Source organism: Paraburkholderia sp. JHI869, from assembly GCF_038900775.1.
Classification (GTDB): domain Bacteria; phylum Pseudomonadota; class Gammaproteobacteria; order Burkholderiales; family Burkholderiaceae; genus Paraburkholderia.
In genome coordinates this window covers 139,353-164,016 of the sequence record NZ_JAYMSC010000014.1, presented here as the reverse complement: position 1 = coordinate 164,016, position 24,664 = coordinate 139,353, and the positions used below count along the sequence as shown (strand labels likewise).

The 24,664-nt window shown below is 59.3% G+C and carries 22 protein-coding genes; 11 read left to right on the top strand and 11 right to left on the bottom strand.

Features of this window, described 5'->3' with window-relative positions:
* Positions 1–645: 645 nt before the first annotated feature.
* Both VSR72_RS23785 and VSR72_RS23780 read left to right on the top strand, forming a co-directional pair.
* On the top strand, positions 646–1,389 hold the full coding sequence (locus tag VSR72_RS23785; RefSeq protein ID WP_342954783.1) for a type IV toxin-antitoxin system AbiEi family antitoxin domain-containing protein: 744 nt from the start codon (positions 646–648) through the stop codon (positions 1,387–1,389).
* Positions 1,390–1,418: 29 nt separating this feature from the next.
* Positions 1,419–2,312 (top strand): nucleotidyl transferase AbiEii/AbiGii toxin family protein, encoded by an 894-nt coding sequence (locus VSR72_RS23780; protein WP_342954782.1) that lies wholly within the window; start codon positions 1,419–1,421, stop codon positions 2,310–2,312.
* Between the two features lie 178 nt (positions 2,313–2,490).
* Here VSR72_RS23780 and VSR72_RS23775 read toward each other — a convergent pair whose 3' ends face one another.
* From VSR72_RS23775 to VSR72_RS23765, 3 genes are all read right to left on the bottom strand, one after another.
* Positions 2,491–2,814, bottom strand: a complete 324-nt coding sequence (locus tag VSR72_RS23775; RefSeq protein ID WP_342954781.1) for a hypothetical protein — start codon at positions 2,812–2,814, stop codon at positions 2,491–2,493.
* Positions 2,815–2,940: 126 nt separating this feature from the next.
* Positions 2,941–3,120 (bottom strand): hypothetical protein, encoded by a 180-nt coding sequence (locus tag VSR72_RS23770; protein ID WP_342954840.1) that lies wholly within the window; start codon positions 3,118–3,120, stop codon positions 2,941–2,943.
* Positions 3,121–3,136: 16 nt separating this feature from the next.
* On the bottom strand, positions 3,137–3,313 hold the full coding sequence (locus VSR72_RS23765) for a hypothetical protein (RefSeq protein ID WP_342954780.1): 177 nt from the start codon (positions 3,311–3,313) through the stop codon (positions 3,137–3,139).
* A 702-nt stretch (positions 3,314–4,015) separates the two neighbouring features.
* On the opposite strand from VSR72_RS23765, the gene VSR72_RS23760 reads away from it, so the two are divergent.
* A complete protein-coding gene (locus VSR72_RS23760; protein WP_342954779.1) occupies positions 4,016–4,324 on the top strand; it encodes a hypothetical protein in 309 nt (102 codons plus the stop codon).
* Between the two features lie 280 nt (positions 4,325–4,604).
* On the opposite strand, the gene VSR72_RS23755 is transcribed toward VSR72_RS23760, so the two are convergent.
* The gene (locus tag VSR72_RS23755; protein WP_342954778.1) at positions 4,605–5,111 is read right to left on the bottom strand and encodes a hypothetical protein; all 507 of its coding nucleotides are present in this window, start codon (positions 5,109–5,111) and stop codon (positions 4,605–4,607) included.
* A 746-nt stretch (positions 5,112–5,857) separates the two neighbouring features.
* Between VSR72_RS23755 and VSR72_RS23750 the strand changes: the two genes are divergently transcribed.
* Complete coding sequence (locus tag VSR72_RS23750) at positions 5,858–6,289, top strand: DUF4279 domain-containing protein (protein ID WP_342954777.1); 432 nt, start codon at positions 5,858–5,860, stop codon at positions 6,287–6,289.
* Between the two features lie 489 nt (positions 6,290–6,778).
* Here the strand turns inward: VSR72_RS23750 and VSR72_RS23745 are convergent, their stop codons facing one another.
* Positions 6,779–7,411, bottom strand: a complete 633-nt coding sequence (locus VSR72_RS23745) for a LysE family translocator (protein ID WP_342954776.1) — start codon at positions 7,409–7,411, stop codon at positions 6,779–6,781.
* A 355-nt stretch (positions 7,412–7,766) separates the two neighbouring features.
* Between VSR72_RS23745 and VSR72_RS23740 the strand changes: the two genes are divergently transcribed.
* Both VSR72_RS23740 and VSR72_RS23735 read left to right on the top strand, forming a co-directional pair.
* Positions 7,767–8,171, top strand: a complete 405-nt coding sequence (locus tag VSR72_RS23740; protein ID WP_342954775.1) for a lipocalin family protein — start codon at positions 7,767–7,769, stop codon at positions 8,169–8,171.
* Positions 8,172–8,777: 606 nt separating this feature from the next.
* Complete coding sequence (locus tag VSR72_RS23735; RefSeq protein WP_342954774.1) at positions 8,778–9,152, top strand: hypothetical protein; 375 nt, start codon at positions 8,778–8,780, stop codon at positions 9,150–9,152.
* A gap of 185 nt (positions 9,153–9,337) precedes the next feature.
* Here VSR72_RS23735 and VSR72_RS23730 read toward each other — a convergent pair whose 3' ends face one another.
* The 4 genes from VSR72_RS23730 to VSR72_RS23715 form a co-directional block, all read right to left on the bottom strand.
* Complete coding sequence (locus tag VSR72_RS23730) at positions 9,338–10,099, bottom strand: TerC family protein (protein WP_342954839.1); 762 nt, start codon at positions 10,097–10,099, stop codon at positions 9,338–9,340.
* 169 nt (positions 10,100–10,268) lie between these two features.
* Positions 10,269–10,946, bottom strand: a complete 678-nt coding sequence (locus VSR72_RS23725) for a carbonic anhydrase (RefSeq protein WP_342954773.1) — start codon at positions 10,944–10,946, stop codon at positions 10,269–10,271.
* A gap of 18 nt (positions 10,947–10,964) precedes the next feature.
* Positions 10,965–12,278 (bottom strand): DUF2254 domain-containing protein, encoded by a 1,314-nt coding sequence (locus tag VSR72_RS23720; protein WP_342954772.1) that lies wholly within the window; start codon positions 12,276–12,278, stop codon positions 10,965–10,967.
* Between the two features lie 216 nt (positions 12,279–12,494).
* The gene (locus VSR72_RS23715; protein ID WP_342954771.1) at positions 12,495–13,175 is read right to left on the bottom strand and encodes a hypothetical protein; all 681 of its coding nucleotides are present in this window, start codon (positions 13,173–13,175) and stop codon (positions 12,495–12,497) included.
* A gap of 856 nt (positions 13,176–14,031) precedes the next feature.
* Between VSR72_RS23715 and VSR72_RS23710 the strand changes: the two genes are divergently transcribed.
* From VSR72_RS23710 to potE, 4 genes are all read left to right on the top strand, one after another.
* Positions 14,032–14,901 (top strand): DUF2950 domain-containing protein, encoded by an 870-nt coding sequence (locus VSR72_RS23710; protein WP_342954838.1) that lies wholly within the window; start codon positions 14,032–14,034, stop codon positions 14,899–14,901.
* On the top strand, positions 14,898–16,037 hold the full coding sequence (locus VSR72_RS23705) for a DUF3300 domain-containing protein (protein ID WP_342954770.1): 1,140 nt from the start codon (positions 14,898–14,900) through the stop codon (positions 16,035–16,037). Before VSR72_RS23710 ends, VSR72_RS23705 begins: the two co-directional genes overlap by 4 nt.
* 190 nt (positions 16,038–16,227) lie before the next feature.
* The gene (locus tag VSR72_RS23700) at positions 16,228–16,998 is read left to right on the top strand and encodes a DUF3047 domain-containing protein (RefSeq protein ID WP_342954837.1); all 771 of its coding nucleotides are present in this window, start codon (positions 16,228–16,230) and stop codon (positions 16,996–16,998) included.
* 702 nt (positions 16,999–17,700) lie between these two features.
* Positions 17,701–19,947 carry a putrescine-ornithine antiporter gene (gene potE / locus VSR72_RS23695; protein WP_342954769.1) on the top strand — a complete coding sequence of 749 codons (2,247 nt, stop codon included), beginning with the start codon at positions 17,701–17,703 and terminating at the stop codon, positions 19,945–19,947.
* 117 nt (positions 19,948–20,064) lie between these two features.
* Here the strand turns inward: potE and VSR72_RS23690 are convergent, their stop codons facing one another.
* On the bottom strand, positions 20,065–21,234 hold the full coding sequence (locus tag VSR72_RS23690) for a porin (RefSeq protein WP_342954836.1): 1,170 nt from the start codon (positions 21,232–21,234) through the stop codon (positions 20,065–20,067).
* A gap of 595 nt (positions 21,235–21,829) precedes the next feature.
* Positions 21,830–23,002 (bottom strand): monovalent cation:proton antiporter-2 (CPA2) family protein, encoded by a 1,173-nt coding sequence (locus VSR72_RS23685; RefSeq protein ID WP_342954835.1) that lies wholly within the window; start codon positions 23,000–23,002, stop codon positions 21,830–21,832.
* 974 nt (positions 23,003–23,976) lie between these two features.
* Here VSR72_RS23685 and VSR72_RS23680 point away from each other — a divergent pair.
* On the top strand, positions 23,977–24,567 hold the full coding sequence (locus VSR72_RS23680; protein WP_342954834.1) for a YSC84-related protein: 591 nt from the start codon (positions 23,977–23,979) through the stop codon (positions 24,565–24,567).
* Positions 24,568–24,664: the final 97 nt, after the last annotated feature.

The window sequence follows — 24,664 nt, the reverse complement described above, 5'->3', positions numbered from 1 at the left end:
GTCTGCTTTACGCGCAGCTGATTGACTCCAACGGGTTGAGATGCCCGATTCGCCTTCGACGCATTGCGCTGTTCTGGCTGGCACCGTTCGTTGGTCATCTGCCCCCTGCGTTCTTCGCTGGGGACCCAGGAGTCTGTTCGTCCGTTGAATCCTCGACATTACAGAGATCACTCGTCAAGAGAACCGGGAGAAGCCCTCAGGCTCGGAGCACCCTGCCGACCCTCTCCGATGAGCTCGCGAATGGCGACCGTCACATGCCACCGAACCTGATCACGGGAACCCGTCCCTGCTGGGGAACATCCGCCCTCGGGAAACGTTGCCAGACCTTGGATGTCGCCGAAGGCGCTTGTTGGCTGTGAGATCGTTGATTGTTAGTTGCGATCATTCATCACCCTTTGCGCTCGTACATCTGTCGTGATCTGCAGCAGGCTCGCGTACGTTGAGTTCATGATTTTTTCACCTTAAATACAAATTTCATGGGTGAAAACAAGAATAAATCATGTATTTTACGCCGGCATCCAATACACTGGCTACATAACCGGGTCGTCGACACGAGCGTTCAGCGCCGGGCCGATTTCATGATATATTCTTCGCAACTACTCATTTCTTCATGTTATAGCGAAGAAATCATGTCCCACTGACAGCATGGCCAGCAAATCCCTCCAGCGGCTCATGGAAAGCGTCCCCCGCGGACAGCCGCTCGATCCCCAGATGCTCCGTGACTGCGGCGTCAGCGCCCAGCAGACCACCTACCTCGTGAGCGCCGGCTGGCTGCAACGCCTTTCCAAAGGGGCCTACCTTCTCACGGGCGACACGCCTACACGCGACGGCGTGCTCGCCTACCTAAGCCGGCATGTGACGGGCCTGCATGTCGGCGGCAAGACGGCGCTCGACTGGCAGGGTGTGCGCCACAACATGAGTTTTCGCGAGCGTGTCGTGCTCTGGGCCGAGCGTCCCTACGTAATGCCTGACTGGGTCAACGAACATCTGTCCCACACACTGCAGACCACGCGCCTGTTCGACGACACTCTGCCGGAAGGCTTTGCGATCTCATCGCTTCCCAACCGGGATCCCTCAATACTCGTTGCCGAGCCCGAGCGTGCGCTGCTCGAGCTCGCGAGCGATGTCGGCAAGCGCCTTGCGAAAGGACAGTCGCTCGAAGAGGCAATGAATATCGCATCCTCATTGCGCAACCTGCGTCCGAAGGTCCTGGATACCCTGCTCTCCCATTGCACGAGGGTGAAGGTCGTCAAGCTGGTGCGTGACCTTGGAGAATCCAGCGGGTTTGCCTGGGGCAAGGATCTGCAGCGCCATGTCGACAGGCTGGGTCCCGGCAAACGCTGGACCAGCAGCCGCAAGGGCACGCCGGCCTTGAACCTGAAGGCTTGACACGCTCCCTTCCCGCCAGCCATGACCCAATGAACGACCAGTACCTCAACACCGTGCGCCTCATGCTCGCGATTGCGCCCGACGTTTTCGACACGCCGCATTTCGCCATGAAGGGCGGAACGGCGATCAACATGTTCGTGCAGGACCTGCCGCGCCTGTCTGTCGATATCGATGTCGCCATGCGTTCGCATGCTCCGGACCGGGCTGAAGCACTGGTGATCATCAACACCGAGCTGGGGCGCGCAAAACAGGCACTCGAGCGGCAGGGCTATCACGTGAGTGTCGCCGGCGCGAGCGGCAAAAACCGGGGCGATGACGTGAAGCTCACAGTCGCTTCCGCCGATACCCAGGTCAAGGTGGAAGTGAACTATGTCTTTCGCGGCACCCTTACTCCGACCGTCATGCGCCCGGTTGTGCCGCGTGTACAGGAGATGTTCCGCGTCGACTTTGAGCGACCGACGCTTGCCGACGCAGAACTGTACGGCAGCAAGCTCGTGGCGGCACTTGACCGCCAGCATCCGCGCGACATCTTCGACGTACAGCACATGTACGAGACCTACGGCCTGCGTGACGACTGCGTCACTGCGTTCGTCGGCTACCTCGCTGGCCACAACCGCCCGATTCACGAAGTGTTGTTTGCACAGCCACATTCTCTGGCGCACGAATACGAGGCGGGATTCGTGGGAATGACCGTTGACGAGGTCAGCCTTGCCCAGCTTGAGGACGTCCAGGCGCAGCTTCATCGCGATATGCCGCGTGCGCTGTCCCCGAACCACCGCGATTTTCTTTTATCCCTCGTGCGCCTGGACCCGGACTGGGCACTGATGCCTTACGACCATTTGCGCGACATGCCGGCGATACGCTGGAAGATCGAAAACCTGCGCAAACTTCGCGCACGCGATAAACAGCGCTTTGCGGATTAGGAAGCACTACTACGCGAAGCATTTTCAGCACTTGATCGCCGGGGATAAGCACGGACAGGCGATCGCGTGCACGTCCGCTTCGACCGGTAAGTCGCGAACCAGGCCGCGACAAGTCATTCACCCGCAATATCGCGCCGCAAACCAAACATCGACCTGCAGGATCGGGGGGCTCGTCATGTCAGAGGTCCTTGCTGCAATCGCGCGGCGTAATGCCCTTTTCCTTCGCGTACGACAGGGCCGACCTCTCGATGATCGGACGCAGCAGCGCGCGGTCGGCCCGCACCCAGTTGCTGATCACGTTCCACTTCTGGCCGTCCCATCGCTGGAAGCGCACGGCGCCTCCGCCTTCGTGGTCCGAGCAGGTCAACTTGAGCGGCTGGACGAGGCCGCGTGCGCCGAGTTGCTTGAGGCGCGCATCGTCAAGATCCAGATGCTCGAAGCCCCAGCGCACCTGCTCGCCTGTCAGCGGCTTGTTGCCGAACTTGCGCTGTGCAACGCGCACCGCTTCGACGCTCTATTCACCCAGGTACTCGTGCGGACGAATTGCGACCACGGCGATTGGTAGCGCGCTGCCGTGTCGCACAGCGCGCACTTAACGCCCGAATTTTTAGTCGTGCGCACCGAGCGACTATCTACCCTGCAGGTCCGGATGAGCCAAGCCTGCCTCCGCGAAAATCAACTCGTATTTCTCAGCCCCGACGACGTTGCGGTACGCGTGCGTCATCAAAATCAGCGCCTGCGCCGTCCTGGAAATGACGCCGTAGGCTTCCAACAGCTCGGCATGCTCCATAGCCTCTCCCAAAGTCATGGTCACGTCAGTCTCCTTACTGCCGTTGTACCGCAATCAAGTCGTTGACGAACGTTGGCCGGGCGGAGGCGAACTCCATCAGATTGAGAACCCCCTTGCTGACCGCAAACTCTCCCTGCGCATCCTTGCCGCTATCAGCCTTGATGCGGCTGTAGCCTTCGACCGTCTTCAGGTCGGCAATCACGTACACCATCTCAACCTCTTTCCGTCTGGGGTGCGGGAGTAGTTGTCCTCTCAAGGATTGGTTCGAAGAGTACGTAGCGTCGCTTAAATCAATCTTAAACAGCGCAACCAAAACGAAAGCTTTGTCCGGCCAGTGATTCACATACGCCCGTCGCCGCGCCGGCCACTGTATTTACGTGGGGGAAAATTCCATGAACCAGAGACGGTACAAAGCGACCGACAGGGGCGCGGACAGCCGGCACGGTCCTCCCAGGAATCATTCTCGACATCGGCGCGCCTGGCGGCACGTACTTCTGGCTAAGATGAGTGTGAGAAAGGCACCTGCTCCCGTCTTCGGGCAATAGAAAGATGGAACGAGAAACTTGTAAGGACTACCACGTGTGGGGTCACGCCCTCTCGCAACACGCAGAGCTTCTGACGCGAGAGCGCTAGGCGGGTGGCGGGACCATCATCCAGGGCAACATACTCATCTGCTTCCGGAGTCCTGGACCTGTTTGATTCGTAGGGGGAAGCGCAGGACGCTGGAATAGCCTGGACAAAAGCGTAGGTCGACACGCACGGCTAGCGCTGAGGTGCAGCGCAACTTCACTTCCCCGGGGTACTCGCAGGTATAGAGGCTGCTGCATAGCAGAGAACGTTGGACGTTCCACGCGGAAAACGTTAGTCTGGAAACACTTCGTGAACAGTCTGACCAGCGTCAAGGGGCTGGCACATGGAAGTGAGCACCGAAGCGCTTGTTGAGATGCTGTGCGAAGTCGAGGCAGAAGACCCAATCGACTACGCGGACCTACCGTTCGGAGAGCACGAGCTACGACGCCTTGTCATGAGTTCGCTGGTGGAGCGGCACCACGTGGTGGAAACGGCGATGACGGATTCGGACCTCCAGGCGATGTATCTGCTCAGCACCGCGAAGCTTGTCCTCGAAAACACGGTGCTCCACGCCCGCCTGCTTTTGCTCCAGGGGCAACAGGTCGACATTCAGTCGCTCCTCGCCCCGTTCACCCTTAAGGGTAAGAAATAACGAAACAGGACGCTCGCTGGGGGACATTCGCTCACTCTCCCCCTCCGCGCGCTAGACGCGGCACAGCCTTCGCACCTGCGTTGTGCAGGTGTCGACGCATGGGAACGTCAATCGCAGTGCCGGGCCACGGCCACTCGCATCAGGCAGTAGTCGGCCACTTTCGGACGTTCGACGTCGTGCCCTAAATCGTTGACATCCTCATATCTAGGAGAGGTTCGGCCTCGATGGGCCGCCACCAAGGATAGGCTGTCGAGGCCAATTTGAATGGATGCGCCACCCGCTACCGTTGCAAAAGGGCCGCGTAGTAGTCGGAGACGTTGTCCTCCGCCCCCTTTGTGATCCGATTGAATACTCGTCCCCATGGCCAGAAACTGGAACCTGATGTGGTCCGCACGCCGGGGTATCGGCTTCCACCAACGGTAACCATACCCCATTCGCCACCATGATTGCGGCGATAGACTTCTCCAACGTAGCTTCCATAGCCTTTCGCAAATGCCATGACTTGTTCGTCCGTCGGCTTAGGACTCGTGCTGGCGTACGAGGAGCTCATTTGCGCCAGGGCCTTTTCGACATTTGCAATACTCGCGTCCGACAAGTCGAGTTTTATTCCAAACTGTTTCGCGGAGAAGTCGACAGCATCTAGCGAACAGGCTTCCGCGATCTTCTGGATTTTTGGATCAGGCGAAAAGGACTGGTCAGATGACGTTTCTGCCAGCGCAACGCCACCGCAAACGCAAGCCATCAAGGTGATCAGCGCTAACAGGAAGCGCTTTACGATTGTGTTCACTTACACTCCAAGACAAGTCATAGTCGCCGCAGCGCTTTGGGTGTTGAGTTTTCGCCCCGACTGATCTTGCTGGTCGGAGCGACCTATACGCTGTGTGAACGGCAGCTTTCGGCAAATCTGAAGGTCGCTTGTGGGTGGCTTATGCCTGTTGCATCGAACGCACACCGGAGGCCATCCGCGCGCTCGGTCGTCGGGCTCTGGTCGGCCACTACCGGGCATTCGACGGTGCCCCGTAAATCGCCGACAATGAAAGCCCAGTCTGACATCCAGTCCTCTGACTCTGTGATCTACGAATACGACCTTACGACTATTTTACCTCGGCTCACCGGCCCTCTTCGCGAGATACTCGACGCCGAAATTTCGACGGGAAACGTCCTTGTGGAAATCAGCAGCTCTTGGCCAATGCCAAACGTGAATGTGTGGTTCAAGGATCCCTTGACCCGGAAGTACGCCGATCAATATCCCCAACTTGAATACAGCTATCTGGGCGATCCGAGGAACTGGCTTGAGGGATACATTGACCGTGAAATCGGAGCTATGGTTGCGGCCAAGTGCTAGGGAGTAAACGGCTAGTCACTTCCGATGAAAGCGTCCGGCCAACGTCCGGCAGGGTGCGGCCACGAAGCGGTCAGTCGACGGCCCCGTGCGAATCGTCGACAATGAGCGCCACAACGCGTCCGACTAACACGCCGCAAGACACCTGAGGGTAGAGAGCCTACGGCAGCGCTACCCGCTACGAGGGGAAAATGGGCCATCTTCGAAAGACAATGGTATCGCTCCGAATAATCGGTGACGATCTCAACCCAGACGAAATTACACGTCTGCTCTGCTGCATTCCCACAGACTGTCAATCGAAGGGTGACGAACTAGTTGGCAAGAGCGGGCGTACGCGCATCGCTGCATTTGGAAGCTGGTCGTTGAAGGCTCCCACACGGCAACCGGGTAACCTGAACGCACAGATCACCTGGCTTATGGCCGCAGTAACTGGCGATATCGAGGTGTGGAAATCGATTGCCGCACGGTACAAGATCGATCTCTTTTGCGGTCTCTTCATGGATCAGTGGAACGACGGCGAGTCGATTTCTTCCGCGTCGCTCTCAGCGTTAGGGGCGCGACATATTCAGCTGGATCTCGATATCTACGGCGCAACTGTTGGGGCATTGGAAGACTCGAACTGAGCGACCAGCGTCCGCTTACCGGTAAGGTGACTGTCCCTTGAGGGTCGGGTTATGCCTGTTGCATGAGACACGGCTCTGGAACGAGTCGCGTGCTCGATCGTGAGACGCAGTGCGGCCATTATGAGACGGTCGCCGCGAACCCTGCTCAGACATTCAAGCGTCAGTGGCGACCCGTATTGCGGTCATGCGGCTGATATCATCCATCGGCATACACCCACGGTCACGAACAGGTCGGCGACAATGCTTTCAAGGGCAATCGACGGAGAGCCAGCAGAGTTCCTAAGCTCTCTGCCGCGCACTAAAGCACTTTGCGCGTTGCAGGAGCGTACGAAATGGCGCCCGGGAAAACTCTCCAAGATGGCGGAGCAGACCGACGTGTGACCGACTCGGCCGGGCGGTGGTCAGACGCTGTCCGGCCAGTTTGGGACATCCAATCGCGCCGCCTAGATCGGCGACAACTTTTCCCGATACCGCGCTCCCTTCCTGTGTTCAATTGCGGCTGGCGACAGCAAGTCTCGCTGCCAATCCTGCGAAAACTGACGCAAGCAGATATTGAGGGACACGCGACTGACGGCGTCGGCCAGCCCACCGCTGGCTAAGTTGACTTGCGGAAAGTATGACGACGCCATTCACGATCAGACCGACGAAGTTAAGCACTGTCGCGAGCGTCAAGATCTGAAAGGCCACTGCCCCATCTTGCGGACGCACAAATTGGGGAAACAGCGCAAGGACGAACAACGCCATCTTCGGATTGAGCAGATTGGTTAACAGCCCTTGCCTGAAGATCTTTCCAACGGGAAAATAAACTTCGCTTCCAGCCGGTGCAATCGGGATCGGGGACGTTCGAAAGGTCTTCCACGCAAGATAGAGTAGGTAGGTCGCGCCAGCGAATCGGACTACGTCGTAAGCAATGGGAACAGCGAGAAACAACTGGGACAAACCAAACGCTGCCGCCATCGCGTGGCAGTACGTTCCCACCAGAATTCCGGCAAGCGATGCAAAGCCGGCAGATCGTCCCTGACTAACGCTTCGGGACGCTATTAGCAGCATGTCCGGACCGGGCATCATGGTAAGGGCGAGACAGGCACCCGAAAAGAGTCCGAGCGTAGCGAGGCTGAGCATGAGGTCCCCTTTTGTTGGTAACACAAAAGGGATCTCAGTCTAATGGACGAATTTTAAGGGGTCAATCAATTTGACTGGCCGCTTTCGGTCATGCCATAAGTCCGCTCCGGGTCGATTCGGGGCAACCGCATTAGGCAGCGGTCGGCCACTACCGGACATTCGACGCTGGTAGCTACATCGTCGACAATCCGGCTCGGACGGAAGTCCCGACGATCACGACAATCCGAAAACAGACTCCAGTCGATTTCTCAAGTTTCACGGCAAGCTGCCGTAGAGCCGGTGCGGAGCTCTATGTTTGGATACGGACGGGGTATCCAACGTATCTGGTTGAGCGTTATAACTCTTATCGATTACTATGAAAATAGTAACTAGAAATCTATTACTTGTTGCAGTTCTTCTCTCTGTATCTAATCTCGCCTCGGCTCTCGATGATCGTTTGGTTGGCACGTGGCAGGGGGAGAGGGACAAGGATGGCAAGTGTTCCTATATGGCGTGGACCGTGAAAAGATCGTCTGATGGAAAATTCGAAGTTGCGTTCTACAAAAATCCTGAAAGGACTCAATTTTTGAATGAGGAGCGGGGCCAGTGGGAAACAAATGACAACAAGATTTCACTTACCACGGAGGGCGTCCCCATCCCCGACGTGTACACCTACACTTTCTCAGACAGCGATACCGTTCATGTTTCGGCTGTTGAGCGAGACCCTTCTGCCGACTGCATGGCCGAATATGAATTCACGGATCATCGGGCCAGACCGTAAAGGTCCCCCATGCGCAGATTACAGGCATCGCGCTTCAATATTGCGGGCTACTCCGCGGAGCAAGTCCTCGTACTGGACGGGGCAATCTCCGAGTGGGATAGCGACCGTTCACGGTCGATCGAGTTATCCCGATAGATTGCCGACAACGAGGAACGAATTCGACATGGGTGCCTCGGTCTCCATAGTCGCGAAAATCCAGAGGGGAAGCATGTCACAGGAAACGAAACTCGCCCGCAGACGCTTATATAAGCGTGCCGTTGTAGCCTATTCGGGTGCCGTCGGGATGGTGCTTGTCGCTCTCGCCATCTCAATTCACCACGGAGCTGGTTGGAGACCGGCTCTGGCCGGAATGCCGCTCTACGTAACAGTATTCGGCGGTATCACGTACCAGTTGATAAAGGAACTGTACGCGCTAAACAGGAGGCGCTAGCGGTAGCTCAATCAGACCGTCGAGTGTCCGCTTTCCGCGATCGCGAACGTCTCTTCAGGGTCGATTTCGGGCAACCGCATCAGGCAGAGGTCGGCCATGAAGAGACGTTCGACGTGATGACCTGAATCGTTGACAATTGTGGTCGGAACGATTCTCCGCTGCCTGGAAGGAAGACTATGGGATACGACGTCCACATCACTCGCAGGCAAAATTGGTTCGACGAAAGCGGACCAAAAATTGATATCAATGAGTGGAGGGCACTTGTTTTGTCCGATCCTGATATGCGTCTCGATGGGTACGCGAGTGCTGTTGTTGGCGACGGCAGTATTCTGCGTGTAGATAGCGAGGGGTTGGCTGTGTGGACTGCCTACGCAGGAACAGGTGTAGGTGGAAACATGGCGTGGTTCGATTTCAGGCGAGGTAATGTGGTAGTCAAGAATCCTCATGGCGCGATTCTAGAAAAGATGTTGCAGTTAGCCCAGAAGCTAGACGCAAAGGTACAAGGCGACGAGTGTGAAGTGCATGGCGCAGGTGGCAGTGTAATTGGCTAACTAGCGGATCGTCACAGCCGCCAAAAGCGGCCGTTCGAGATAGTTGGCGAGATAATCGAGAACCCAGAAGACCAAGATGCTTTACGGCAACGTGACTGTGGTCGGCCACAAACGGCCGTTCGACATGGGCTCAGTTTCCAGGACATTTAAACGTCGGGTCCCGTTCTCCGCATGTGCCTCCCCTACTAGACAGTCTGCCGGAGACGCCTGCGCATTCGAGCGCGCCGGGCGAGCATGTTCATGCCTTCGACGAAGCCCGAAAATGCCATCGCAGCGTAGATGTAGCCTTTCGGCACGTGAGAGCCGAAGCCCTCCGCGATGAGTGTCATCCCGATCACCAGGAGAAAGCTCAGCGCCAGCATGACAATGGTGGGATTCTGTTCGATAAATCGTGATAGCGGAGCCGCCGCGACTAACATCGCGACAACCGCTGCGATGACAGCAATGTACATGATCGCCAAATGGCTGGTCATACCCACGGCGGTTACGATGCTGTCGATGGAGAACACCAGGTCAAGCAGCAGAATCTGGCCAATCGCTGCCTGAGGTGTCAGCACAGTGTGCGCGGCCGCCCCAGTGTTATCCGAAGACTCGTCCCCATCGCTCATGACGTTGTGGTGAATCTCTGTCGTCGCCTTCCAGACGAGAAAGAGGCCGCCGCTAATCAGAACGAGGTCACGCCACGAAAACGCATGACCAAACAGTGACAGCGCGGGCTGGGTCAAGCGCGTGATCCACGCCACCGTGCCGAGCAAACCAAGACGCAGCACGAGGGCGAGCCCGATGCCAATCCGCTGTGCCTTGTAGCGCTGCGCGGGTGGCAGCTTGTTGCTGACGATGGAAATGAAGACGAGGTTGTCGATCCCGAGCACCACTTCCATGGTGACGAGTGTCACAAGAGCGGCCCATGCAGCCGGATCCGTAGCGAGAGTAAGAAGATTGTCCATGCTCACTTAAGCGTTCGTCAAAATCCGGGTCGGACATGCCGCGCCAGGGCGGGACATCCGGCTTGTGACAACTCTGTGCTGCTGGCACAACGGGATCGTGCAACAACTGCGCCCGACGCCGACTGGCCCATGGAAACGAGGCCATCGTGTACAGGAAGCCAGCGTCCCTTCAGCGCGCCCGTGTGGCAAGGCGCGCGACCATCCGCTCCGCCATCGCGCGGTCGATGACTTCGAAGGAGCGGGTCGTGCGCTCATAGGCATACATGTCGCCGGTCGCAATGTCGAACCACCACCCGCTCAATACCAGCGCTCCGGCGCTAACCTGCTGACGAACGATCGGGTACGTCATCAAATGTTCAAGCTGCACAAGCACGTTGAGTTGAGACAGTTGATCGTGCGGTTTCAACGTGCCATCGAGTGGGCCTTCCTGTTCGAGGCGAAACGCTGCGTTGCTGGCGTGGTACAGCCATTTGTCGAGGTTAGGCGCTTTCAGCTTCGCGCTGCGTGTTTGCACGGCTTTCATCGCACCGCACTCTGAATGCCCACACACGACGATATTCGCGACCTTCAACACCAGCACAGCGTACTCGATTGCGCTTGCCTCTGAAAGGTCACCGGTAGAGACCCCCTCCGCAGTTGCCGGCGGTATCAGGTTGCCGACATTGCGCATCGTAAACAGGTCGCCCGGATGGGTTGAGGCTAGCAGGTCTGGCACAACCCGGCTGTCCGAGCACGTAATAAAGAGCGCATCGGGTGTCTGCGAGAGCGCCAGTTTGCTGAACTGCTCGGCGTATTGGGGCAACATTTTCTCGCGAAATTCAACAATACCCAGTATGAGTTTGCGCATCGTTTGCCTCCGAAACGGCTAGCTGTTCGCTATCGAGGTTGCCGAACCACCGAGCCCCTGCGAGTCGGGAATGCGTGCCAGCGCGACGTCTTCGGGAAACTCCTGCTTCGACGTGATCGCGCGATCGAGCAGGGCCAGCTCGATGTACAACGCGTCATGACGATGCTCCGGCAGACTCTGGATGAGATTCTCAATCGCCGCGCGCAGACGCCGTGCAATCTGGATGCTGCCTGCTCCGCACTGTCGTATCTCGCGAAAGCTGATATGCACGAAATCTTCCCAGTTTGGCGTCCGCAGGATCATGCGTACCTGCCCCGACCTGTCCGCAATTTCTTCGATGCGCAGCGAGCGTTTTCCCACCATGCGCAAAAGCCGGTGCAACTGGTCGATGGCAAGTACAGCCGTGGTCGGATCGTTGATGGCCGCCGACAGCGCCTTCAGCGCAATATCGACCAGGATGCGAAATGCGAACATGGGGTCCTGCTCCATCGTGCGTTCCGTGCCAAAGGCAACAAGTGTGCGCAACCGGGTCTCGTTGATTGCACCCGTGTTCCCGTACAGATAAAACAGCGGTTCATCCACCGCAACGAAATCCCCGACTTGCGGTGCGAACTCGATGATCATGCTGGCGCGCCGCGCTTCGGCCACGAGCATCTTCATGTTCACGGCCAGAACGATGCCGGACTTGCCCTGCAGAGAAACGACGCGATCCGGCGTGACTCGCTGCTTGTCACGATCCCGCGCGGTCATTACACCGCTGGATGGCGCAGGATAGACGCTGTCGATCACCGCGAGCCCTCGCTCTCCTACGCGAGCCACGAGACTCACAGGCCGCAGAAATTTCGCGGCGTAGTCGATCAGGAAAAGAAACGCGACGACTGAAGCGAATCCGAGTAGCGCTGCAATGAAAACCTGAAGCTGGTGGACCTCATCCTCGCCCATCCAGCCCGCCGTTCTATTAGCGAACAGCAAGGCGAAAACGAACAACCCCGAAATGCCACGGATGATGTTGTCGCGCAACAGCGTCGTCGCGATGATCCGAGGCGTGTATTGCCCGCCGGCAACCTGGATGGCGACGAGCAGTGAACCGAACGTGAAGACCAGAAACGCCAGGTCTGCGGAGACGATGTCTGCGAGCAACGACCGCGCACCTGTCATCGACAGCCCGAAAAAACCCGTCTTGGGATCGAGGATTCCTTGCCGGATCATCCACCTTCCCAGCATTTCGGTCAGAGGCTTCACCACGGCATAGATCGCAACGGCAATGAGTGGCACGGTCCATAGCGAGGACCTCACGTAGCTTTTCAAGCTGTACCAGCGATTCCAGTCCATGCCTGCACTCCCCGTGCGATTCCCACTTTGGTCTGGTCAATGGCGCCTTCGCCCGACAGCTTTGGGAGACCGGATTTCCAGATTGCCACCTGGCGAGGCTGGGAATACCAAATTTGACCGCCGCTATGTACGTCGGCCCACAATCGACCTTGCGGGCCGCCTGCCGGCCATCCGGCGTGTACCTACCCTGCGCTCCTCTCAGCGCGAGGATAGACCTCACTCGTGACGGGCAAGCGCGTCCATGGCGCGCAGAACGACGGGATCCGCCCTCTGCCAGCCCGATGCGGCGCCGCTGGCCGTGTTCCGGTCCGCCGCGTCATGGGGGTTACGCGCAAAGATCCGTGCGGTGCGTCCGCCAGCGGTGCGCGGCGCGCGCCGTGCGACGCGCACTTCGCCACCATCCAGCATTGCCCGCAGTGCTCGCTGGACGTCCCGTGTAGCAGCGCCGAGCTGCTGCGCCAGCTCGATCGCGGTGAATTCGCGGCCATCACCCAGCAACGTGGCGATGTCGCCAGCCAGACCCGGCGAGCGTGCCGGGCGCCCCCCTGCGCGCTCACGGCGCCGTCGCAGTTGGCCCGTCGACGAACCGGCTGTCGCGGGCGCAACACCGCGAGCCGGATGCGCTTCGTGATCGATGCCACCGCGGTCCTCCGACCGCCCTGGCCCCACGTGAGCGCGCGTGCCGCTCACGCGGCGAGCCCGGCAACGCAAATCCAGGTCCAGCCGGCAGAAATGGCTGCCAAGAACATGTTCCACGTTTTCGATATCAAAGCACGCACGAAGCGTCCGCCGGACAGCTTCCCAGCCTTCGAGCATGCCGCTGTCGGCCAGTTCGAAGGCCCTTCGGCGGATGGCCTCGTGACTTTCAACGATTTCGGAGTTGTCCCCTGTTCTCATTGACGTTCTCCGCGAGCACGCGCGCGGCGGTCCCTGCCGGGCATACGCGCTGTGTGTTGCGGGACAGGCTCGCGCTGCGCAACTGCCGCTAACCGGATGCGCAAAATCGAAAATGAAATGAACGCCGCCATGGCGGCGACCAGGCCTGTCGTTCCGTTGGACATCAAATGCATCGCGACCTCGACCGAAGGGGCGGGCTTCCAGAATATGGGCAGGGGCTCGGCGGCGATATCGGACCTTTGTCCGATTGCTCAGCACCCGGGCCGTTGGGCCGCTTTCCGGAGCGCTGGACGTGCGTCGCGCAACGACCGCGGCGTCGGATACACAGTAGCGCCGGAGCGGTACAGCGTTGTTGCGACATTCATTCCCAGCTAGTGCGCGAATCACCCAAAGCCACAGCGAACTCGTTGCGCGAACATGGATATCCGTCGACCGAGGCGTTCATGCTCGCCATATGCGATCAGTTTGAAGCTCCAGCGATCCCCGCCCCGAGGAACTAGTTCAGGTCCCGGCACCTTCGAGTCTCGGGCGGTCCGCATCCCACTTCCGTGTTTGTTACCAGATCGCGGCATTGCTTTGCGCTCAGATATGTCGCCCCCATCGAAGGCGTTGCGGTGACGCATCCCTGCTCCTGCCGGCTGCGCGTCACTTGCACCGGGGAACATTGGACCAAGGTCCGATAGCCGCTGGCGCGTGCCGGGCTTACTCTGGAACTGACGCACCCGGTTCGGACATTGATTGCAACGGCTACGTCGCCTACGCGACATGCGTCCAGAGGAAGCGATCCCCGCGCCGCACAGGTGAACGACAGGGAGACGTCGGCATGAAATTCTGGCAACACGAATTTTCCAGACGAATGTGCGTCGGCGTCGCATTCGCGTGCCTGTTCGCGCTCGCGCAGACGGGCGCGCTTGCGCGCGAGCACTTCAAGACTCCCGATGCGGCGATGATGGCCTTTGGCCAGGCGGTTCTGGACAACGACGAGCCGGCGATGAAAAACATGCTGGGCGCCGACTTCCGCGACATCATCCCGCCGGTCGGCGACGAGGCGCGGGACAAGTTCATCAAAGCCTGGGGCGTGGCTCACACGATCCACAAATCGCACAGCCACGCGTTCATCGCGGTGGGCGACGATGGCTGGACCTTGCCCGTTCCGCTCGTCAAGTCGGCCGGTGGCTGGCAGTTCGACACACTGGCTGGCGCCAACGAAATGCGCCTGCGCCGCATCGGACGCAACGAGCTTGCCGTCATCCAGACCCTGCAGGCGATCTGCGACGCCGAGGACGAGTACGCCGAGACCACCCACGACGGCGACACGACGATGGTCTATGCGAGCAAGCTGTCGAGTTCCCCCGGGAAGCACGATGGTCTCTATTGGCCAACCGGTCCCGGAGAATCCCAGAGCCCGCTTGGACCGGCGTTCGAAGGCGCCGACACGCACAATGAGAGCAAGCATGGCTACTACGGCTATCACTACAAGCTCCTCACCGCGCAAGGACCTAACGCCCATGGCGGCGCGATGAATTATGTTCTCGACGGCAAGCTGTTCGCCGGCTTCGCCGTCATGGCATGGCCAGCCCACTACGGGGAAACCGGGGTGATGAGTTTCATCGCTAACTACACCGGCCAGGTCTATGAGCGCGACCTTGGCCCGAATACCGCGGCGAAGGCGGCAGCTGCGACAACCTTTGATCCGGCCCACGGCTGGAGGAAGGTGTCACCATGACGCGCCGGACCTATGCAGTGTCGTGCTGCGCCCTGCTTGCGCTTGCCGGATGCCAGACCGCCGGGACGCCGACGGCTGTCCCGACGACTGGGGCGCCGACCGCCGCGCTACCCGCACCAGAGAGCGGCGCTCAAGCCCAAAACGCACCGGCACCGTACAAGGCCGAGGAGATCGAGGCGATGGTCGCGCCGATCGCGCTGTATCCTGACGCTCTTCTCGCCCAGGTTCTGATGGCGTCCACCTATCCGATGGAGGTTGCCCTCGCCGCACGCTGGGTCAAGGCAAATCCGGATCTCAAAGGCGAAGCCGCTATCAAGGCTGTGCAGAACCAGACGTGGGACGTGAGCGTGAAATCGTTGGTCGCGTTTCCGCAGATCCTTGAGCCGATGAATGACAAGCTCGACTGGACCCAGAAACTCGGCGACGCTTTTCTGGCCCAGCGCAAAGACGTGCTTGATGCGGTGCAGCGGTTACGTCAGCGTGCGAAGGAATCTGGCCATCTTGAGTCAAACGCGCAGCAGACCGTGATTGTCGAAGCGCCTGCCGGCAGCGAGGCCGGGGCGCAAACTATCGTGCGCATCGAGCCTGCGAATCCGACTGTGATCTATGTGCCAGTCTATGATCCAGCCGTGGTCTACGGCGGGTGGGGCTACCCGGCCTATCCGTACTACTACTGGCCACCCTATCCGGGCTACTATCCCGGCGCCGCCTTCGGCTTTGGCGTCGGCCTCGTCGCGGCCGCCGCGATTTTCGGCAATTGCAACTGGAACGGCGGCGACGTCTATGTCGACCATCACAGAGCCACCAATATCGACCGTAACTTCGACGCTCGAAGGAGCGAAGGCGGACGCTGGCAGCACGATCCGAGTCACCGTCAGGGGGTAGCCTATCGAGACAATGCCACCCGCGAGAAATACGGCCGCAGCATGGCCGGCGCGGATGGGCGCGGTGGCTATCGCGGTCGTGACGCGGGCGCCGGGCGCGACAGTGGCTTCCAGGGCGTGGGCGGTGGCGGCACCGCCGTACAGCGAGACGTCAATCGCGCGAATTCGAGCCTGCAAAGGGGGAGCGGCTCGCGCGCCTCCGGATTTGGTGGAGGTTTTGGCGGCGGCAGGGGCGGTGGCAGGCGGCGCTAAACAGGACCAGCGCCAGACGCCGCCCGTTGTCCATCGCCAGGATGTCGTTCGAAAATCCAGCGCCAACAAGCTGCACGAGCGCAGTGCAGGCAACGGAAAATTAACTCGCAGCCGCATAGGGGTTCCGCCGGCTGTCGTCGGCCGCTCCCATTACAATGAATGCATGACAGGAGACAACCCGGGGCCCATCATGCAACGCATCTCGATCACGCGAGCGTGGAAACGAACGGCCACGGCGATCCGCATCGCTGCGTGCATCGCTTTATTGCTGTCACCACTTGCCCTGCCTGCCCAGGACGAAACACCGGGTATTGCCTTCTCCGCGCTCGAGCCGGGCGGACCGCTGCCGGCGGGGTGGAAAAACCTGCCGGTCGTACATGGCAAGGCGATGACGCAATACACACTGGTTCACGACGGCAACACCACTGTCCTTCAGGCAGACGCGGATCGTTCCGCTTCCGCGTTGATGCATGACGGCAATATCGATTTGACTCAAACGCCGGTCATGGCATGGCGCTGGAAAGCCGAAAAGCCCATCGAGGGTGCCGACAATCGTGTCGGTTCGAAGGAAGACGCACCTGCGCGAGTGGTATTTACATTTGACGGCGACGTGAGCAAGCTTTCGATCTTCGATCGCACGAGCATGGCGGTGGCAAAGCGCATGGGCGGCCAGGACCTGCCCTACGCGACGCTCATGTACATCTGGTCGACCTCGGCCGCGCCAGGCAGCGTCATTGCCAACCCTCATACGGGCCGCGTTCAGATGATCGTCGTCTCCGGCCAACCCGGCGATGCAGGCCAGTGGCAAACGCTCCGTCGCAACGTCGCTCGGGACTATGAGAAAGTCTTTCACGAGCCGCCAGGACGGATCACCGGCTACGGCCTGCTCACAGATACCGACAACACCGGCACTACGACACGGGCATGGTATGGAGACATCCGGTTTCTGCCAGGGCCGTGATCCACTGGAAGTTCCCGGCTAGTCCGGCTTCATGATGTCCATATGCCTAGCAGTGTCGGCGCACATGACGATCTGTTCGTCGTGCGATATGCCCTCAGTCAACCGATGGTTGAGTACCTCGTCGAACGTTGCGGCGCATGCGGAAACTGCGCTCGTCGCCCGCCCTTGCGTCCGGCTATAAACGCCGGCGATGAGCCATCGCGCGTGGCATTTGGCGTCAGCTATTGTGTCCTGAGCAGAAGCGTCGGGACCTGCGGCGCCTCATCCCGGAACGGGATATCCTCGTACGAAACCACTCACCGAGACAGGCCAGGTGAACCGCCAGGTCATCCGCCAGGTCATCCGCACCGAATACCGTAGGACCATCGTCCGATTGACCCAGCATCCGCCTGAGGCAGCATGAGATAAAGCGAATCTCGTGTGCAGCCAGGTGAATCAGATTCGAATGCGATGGATGCATGGAGCCGCCCAACTCCATCGGCGTCAGGAGATAGCACGTCGAAGTCGTCGTGAAAAATATTTTCCATTCCGAAGTATTCAATGTCGGTCTCGCACGTTCGACGGGATCCCGCTCCATGATGCGTCTTCGTGACTATCCGTTTCCCGTATTGCCTGCCGCCGTAGGACGTACCGGCCGTCGAGGCGGCAATGCGGACTATTCGATGCACGCTCAAGGGCCGAATAGCCACCAGGAGAATCATCGTGGTTGATCAACCTAAACGGATGAACGTCGTCCAGCTGACGTTCATCGTCACCGTGAACATGATGGGCTCAGGAATCATCATGCTGCCCGCGAACATGGCGAAAGTCGGTGCGATTTCGCTGCTGTCGTGGGTTGTCACGGCAATCGGCTCACTTGCCATTGCCTATGGCTTCGCGGAAGCGGGACTGCTCAATCAGCGGGCGGGCGGCATGGCCGCCTACGCTGAGGAAGCCTACGGCAAGGACGGCTACTTTCAGGTCTTCCTTCTGTACTTCCTCTCGATCGCCATTGCAAATGTGGCCGTCGCCAGCTCGGCGCTCGGCTATCTTGCCGCCTTCTTCCCGGTGCTCATCTCCTCTCCGGGCGCTACGTGTCTGGGTGTGATCGGTCTCCTCTGGCTGACCACGTTTGCCAATTTCGGCGGACCGAAGCTGACGGGACGCATCGGCTCCGTGACGGTCTGGGGCGTTATCCTGCCCGTAGGATTTATATCGGTGGCAGGCTGGTTCTGGTTTCACAGCGCGACATTCGCGGCCGCGTGGAATCCGAATGGACTGCGCCTCACCGAGGGTATGGGTTCGAGCATCGCGCTTACCCTGTGGGCGTTCCTCGGCATGGAGTCGGCCGTACAGAACTCGTCAGCTGTCGAGAATCCGAAGCGCGATGTTCCGCTGGCATGCATGTTCGGCACCCTGGGCGCGGCCGTCATCTACATCCTCTCTACGGCTGTGATCCAGGGCATCGTGCCGAACGCGGACCTCGCCAGTTCGACCGGACCGTTCGGTCTCGCCTTTGCACGGATGTTCAATCCCACAGTGGGCTCCATCGTCATGGCTCTCGCCGCCATGGCGTGCGTCGGCTCCCTGCTCGGCTGGCAGTTCACGCTTGCGCAGACAGCCAAGGATGCAGCGGACAGCAGCATGTTCCCCGCTGTCTTTGGCAAGGCGAACCGCTCCGGGGCGCCCATTGCGGGCATGATGATCATGGGCGTCCTGCAGTCGTTGATGGCCTTATCCACGATCTCGCCGAACTTGAGCGAACAGTTCGCAGCGCTCGTCAACCTCGCCGTTGTGACCAACGTGATTCCCTACGTCATTTCACTCTCGGCCCTGTTTGTGATGATGCGCAACGCGGGCACACATGCGGCAAAGTACAGGGTCAATGCGGCAGTGACAACCGTCGCGCTCGCGTATTCTGTCTACGCGATCTACGCCTCGGGCAAGGACGCTGTGCTGGGCGGCATGCTGGTCATGGCAATTGGGTACGCGGTCTACGGCTTCGCGGCGACCCGCTACACCCCGTCGTCGTCCACGGGACGCACGGCTACGGATTCTGCGGCCGCAGCCTTGATCATCGGCATTCTCGCGCTGACAGCCTTCGTGCCACAGCCCGTGCGTGCGCAGGAACCGGCGACAGGCGCGACGCTTCTGCGCATCAAACACTCGGGCAGCGTCTCGATGGGCTACCTCAGCAACGCGCGTCCGTATGCCTACAGGGATGACACTGGACAGGTCACAGGCTACACGGTTGTGCTGTGCCAGAAGATTGCAGAAGCGATCCGCAATGAGCTTGCGATGGCCACGCTCAAGATACAGTGGGTTCCACTCTCCCCCGGTGACGACGTTCGCGCGCTCACCGAGCGGCGAATCGACCTGCTTTGCGGAGCACCCGATACGCTCGCGGCCAGGCAGAGCATGAGCTTCTCCATCCCTGTGTATCCGGGCGGCATCGGGGCGGTGCTGCGCACGGACGCACCGGCAGGGCTGCGCGAGATTCTCTCGGGCGACGGCCCATCGCACCCGATCTGGCGCGCCTCACCTGCCCAACTGCTGTCCCGACAAACGGTTTCGGTCATCGAAGGCTCGCCGGCGCAGCGCTGGCTTGCTGACAAACTCAGCGGCTTCTCGATTCCGGCGACCGTCGTTCCTGTCTCCTCCGTGCAGGCGGGCGTGCAGAAAGTCATAGACCGCCAGGCGAATGTCTTTTTCGCCGATCGCGCATTGCTGTTCGCGATTGCGCACGACAGTGCCTCCTCCAACGACCTTGTCGTTCTCGATCGTCGCTTTACGGCGACTTCTGTGGCGATCGGAATGGCGCGTGGAGAAGACGACCTGCGGCTGCTGGTAGACCGCACGTTGAGCAATCTGTTCAGATCTCAGGAGTTCGCCAGTGTGTACGAAAAATGGTTCTCCAAGCCTGACGCCGATACGCGCACTTTCTTCCGTTGGGCTGCACTGCCAGAATGAATAGCCTGCGCGACGCCGAGCCGCCGATCAAGCCAGTCCTTCTCGTGTGAGGTCGACGTCAGGCCCGCTCCCGCGGCGATCCGCTTCACACGCCAGAGATGCCAAGACGCATTCCGGTCAGAAGGAATGGCGAATGCCGATCATGCCTGCGGCAGTATTTTTTCCAACCGCAACGGGTTGACCGTACACGAGCGTCTGGTTCATCGTCCCCCGATTGGCAACGTAACCGGCCTGCCCGTACAGCGTCGTGGTCTTGGAAAGACTGTAGTCAGCCCCGAGCACATAGGAGGTCGACTGGTTCTGGCTGTGCTTTTCGTCCTTCACGTAGTAAATGCCGGAAGTCACTTCAAAAGACGGCGAAAAGCGGTAGCCAAGGCCTCCCGTCCACATGTTGAAATCACCCGATGCGATACCCGCTGCGAGGTTGCCGTTCGGATTCGCCGGGTTGCGCCCATTGCTGAACGAGCCGGAAGCCGACAAACCGTGCCACGTGTACTTTGCGCCCAGGTACACGAAGCGGTTATTGGCCACACCAGTCGCCGGAACCGTCGTGCCCGCATACGTAAACGGACTGGTGTCATGTCCGTTGTAATACACAGCGGCGACATTCAGACCGTAATTCGAATACTTGAGCACGGCGGACTCGCGGGTACCGCCCTGGAAATGCCCCGGCACACCGCCCGGCGCGTACTCGAGTGCGACCGACACGCCATGGAAAGTTGGAGAGTTGTAGACCAGCGCGTTGCTGTCGTACAGCGCACCGATACTGCCGTTCGTGCTGTTCGCAGTCCAGCCTGATTGCTGGTTCATGGTAAGCCATGCCGTGAGGACGCTACCGAAGAACCACGCATTGCGGACATCGGTATCTGCCAACGCGTAGGCCATCGGCGCGAGCTGCCGACCGGCATCCAGCCTACCGAACGGCCCCGACACGCCTACCGTAGCGATCTGGTTGAACATCGCTGGCGAATTGGGCGTGTCGCTCAACTGGAGCTTGCCGGTACCGCTATCGAACGAACCCTGAAGCCGGAAGTTGATCTTGTAGCCTCCTCCAATGTCCTCAGCACCCTTCATTCCAAAGAGGCTTGAATAGATACCTCCATCCTTGAATCGGAATACTTTTCCAAGGTTAGGGTTCTTCGAGGCGACAGGCAGAAAGTTTGCCGCGGACGTGTTCTGCCAAAGTAGGCCCGAGTCAACGGTTCCGTAAAGCGTGACGGACGACTGGGCGTACGCGGACGATGCGAATGCGAGGAGCATTCCCGCCCCCGTAGTTCTCAATTTCATCTGTATTCCTATGTAATAGACCCGGTCACCGGTCAAGAAGTACGTGCGCCAATGACCGCACACCACCATTGAATCTTGCACTAGCAAGTGAATGCTTCAGTGATCGAAGGCAGAGCGAAGGGCCCGCCTTTGGTGCGGATCTCCATAAAGTTGACAATTCAACTATATCAATAACTGAAAGGTATTTGTATGCGCCAGTACGTCGCCAACGCCCGCTTAATTCTTACGGATTGCGGTGGCAGAGGGGCCGCCGGAAATTCGGGCGGCGGCATGCGCCTGGATCAAGCGGTCAGTGGGCCGCGCGTTGGCTGAAGAAAAATTCGGTCGGAGACGTTAGAGAATTAATCGAATTTCTTATGATGTTTATGACGTTAATATTCATGTCGTCGGCATCACGCCGACAAGCTCGACGCCGTCTCGTGCGTCGCAGCGGCGGCTCGGCACGAGATCGCCATTTTTGGACGGCTACAGGACGGGGGAATGGGTGCCTTTGTGGACGCCGCTCGCGGCGCTTGCGTGGCCGGAGGCTGAAGATCCCGTGGCGTCTGTCTTATTCTGGGCGACGCGCCCACGGTCGTGGAAATCCCTAGTCGCCCTATCCGAGTTCACGACTGACAAACGGCTGCAAAAGCCGGCGGTGCACGAGCAACAGTAAAGGCGTGGAAACCATCGAAAGCGCGACGACCAGTGTCACAAGCGACGTCTGGCGCTGATCGATGACGCCTGCAGCCAGTGACGCAGCCATCACCACAAAGGCGAACTCGCCGCCTTGTGATAGCAGAATGGCAAAGTAGGAGCGCTGCGAAGCCGGCACGCCAAATCTGTTTGCCAGAAGCCGCAATGCGATCGTCTTGATGCCTACCAATGCCACGACAAGAACCGCGACACGAACCGGCTCGCGCATCAAAACGCCGAAATCGATTGACATGCCCACTGCAATGAAAAACAAGCCGAGCAACAAGCCCTTGAAGGGGGCCATGTCGACTTCTATCTGGTGCCGGTATTCCGAATCCGCGAGAAGCACACCTGCAATGAAGGCGCCCAACGACATCGAGAGATGAACGGTCTGCATGAGCAATGCAATGCCTACTATCCATAGCAGAGCAAACGCGGTGAAAATTTCTGGGACCGCGATGCTGGTAATCAAACGCAGCACGAAATTAAGCAGGTAGCGACCAGCAAGCGCCACCGCAACAAGCATGACGAGCGCTTTCAAGGCTAACAGCCACCCCGGTTCCTCCGCGGAGACGGCGACCTTCGGTGCGAGCAACGGCAGGAGAGCAATCAGGGGTATTGCCGCCATATCCTGGAACAGCAGAATGCCGAAGCCGGCCCGGCCTGTTGGCATATCCATTAACTTGCGCTCTTGAAGCTCCGACATAACCATTGCGGTGGACGACAGCGAAAGCGCGAGTCCGCCCGTCAAGGCAATGCGCCAGGACAATCCCAACATCACGAAGATTCCCAGCAGCGCCGCGGCACAAACGGTCATCTGCATCGTGCCGTAGCCAAAGATGGTGCGGCGCATTGCCCAAAGCGCGTCAACCCGCATTTCTAGTCCGATGACGAACATCATCAACACGATGCCCAACTCGGAAAAATGGAGAATCGCGTCGATGTCGGTCACCAGCTTCAGCCCCCAGGGGCCGATCATGATGCCCGCCACCAGGTAGCCAAGCACTGCGCCAAAGCCGATGCGGACGGCCAGCGGTACGGCAATCAGCGCCGACGCCAGAAAGATGACCACATCGATCAGCATCTTTGTCATGCGTTGTCCCCAATCAATGCCGGCACATTGCGCCGATTCGCTGCAGCCCCGCTCGGAGAAGCGTGAAAGGCGAGTACCGTCTCCAGATTCTGGAAGTTCGGTCGTGAAATCATAGACGATCTCGTCGTCGACGCGTCCCTGAACGGCCAAGCGCTTGCCGGAACAGCACGGGATGCGTCGAGGCGGAAAGGCCAATTCCCCGGCTCCGCACTGCAACTGGAACAGCATTGGAACGCGCTGTATCTCGCCTCGGGTTTGCACGATGCGTTCAACGCGCGCGCTGAACGCCTTGATGGCAGACCCATGGAATCTGCCATGTCAGATTACTCACCATTGCGCGCCAACGCCGCTTTCGCGGCGTAATGGATACCGCCACCGGGCGGTCACCGTGGCCTCCTGCGCAAGGTGGTGCGCTGTCTCAATGCGGCAAATAGCAGGCGCTCATGCGCGCCGTCGCACGGACACTCAAACGTCTGAAGTACATCAGTAAGCAGCCAGCCCGTCCGCGACGACGAGCGCATACCGGCAGTCGAATGCGGCGGTTGGGCTTGCAGCCTCTATGCAGGCGGCCATCACCATATTGGACTTAAGTCCTATTGCGCAACGCGCGAGTCTGCCAAATATTGCTGGCATGACGACGAATCAGGAGCCCGGTCGGATTAGATTGATCGATATTGCTGCATCGCCAGACGAAGAGGCTTCGCCAGGCTTTGGTTCAATTTTCACCGCCGCTAGCGGTGCCACCATCCTCGCCTCATTTTCCAGACGCTTACGTCGTGGCGATTGAACCGCCTGCCATAGCCGGGCCCTCGACCCGCTCCATCCGTTTGCTTTGCGTTGCTCGTTTCCCGACGAAAATAACGACCAGGTTCCACAAGTGTCATGCCTTCAACATAGCTAACGCATGGATTGCACGCACCACGCCTGCTAATTCCCAGAGGTAGTGAACTCGACCGTAACCCTCGATGGAGGTGATGATGCGCAGACGTTCTGTACTGAAGACAGGTGCCGCCACGCTAACGATCGTGGGGCTGTCGCTGACCAGTTTCCCGGCGACAATGACCGAGGCCGTTGCCGCAGAGTCCGATGCAGCGAAGCGTCACGAAATCGACGCAAAGGTCAACGCGACACTCTCGCGGCTGTACGAGACAGTCAAGGGTTCAAAAGAACTCGTCTCCAAGGCAAATGGTGTACTCGTGTTCCCGGGTGTGATCAAGGCTGGCTTCGTCGCCGGTGGAGAATACGGTCAGGGCGCTTTGCGGGTAGGCGGGAAAACAGTCGGCTACTACAGCACGGCGGCGGGCTCATTCGGCTTGCAGGCAGGTGCCCAATCCAAGGCGGTCATCTTCCTCTTCATGACCCATGATGCGCTTAACGACTTCCGCAACTCGAAAGGCTGGTCAGTCGGCGGCGAAGGATCGGTTGCGCTGTTGAAGGTTGGTGCGAACGGCCAGATCGATACGACAACGGCTACCGCACCGGTTCAAGCCATTGTGATGACTAACGCCGGACTGATGGGTGATGTATCGTTGTCTGGCGCCAAGATATCCCGACTGAAAATCTGAAGTCGCTCGCACGAGCGTAGTTGGCCCATCCCTCGCCATCACGCCTGCGAAAGAGCGCCATCCAGGCACGACGACCAGAAACACGAACACGATTGCC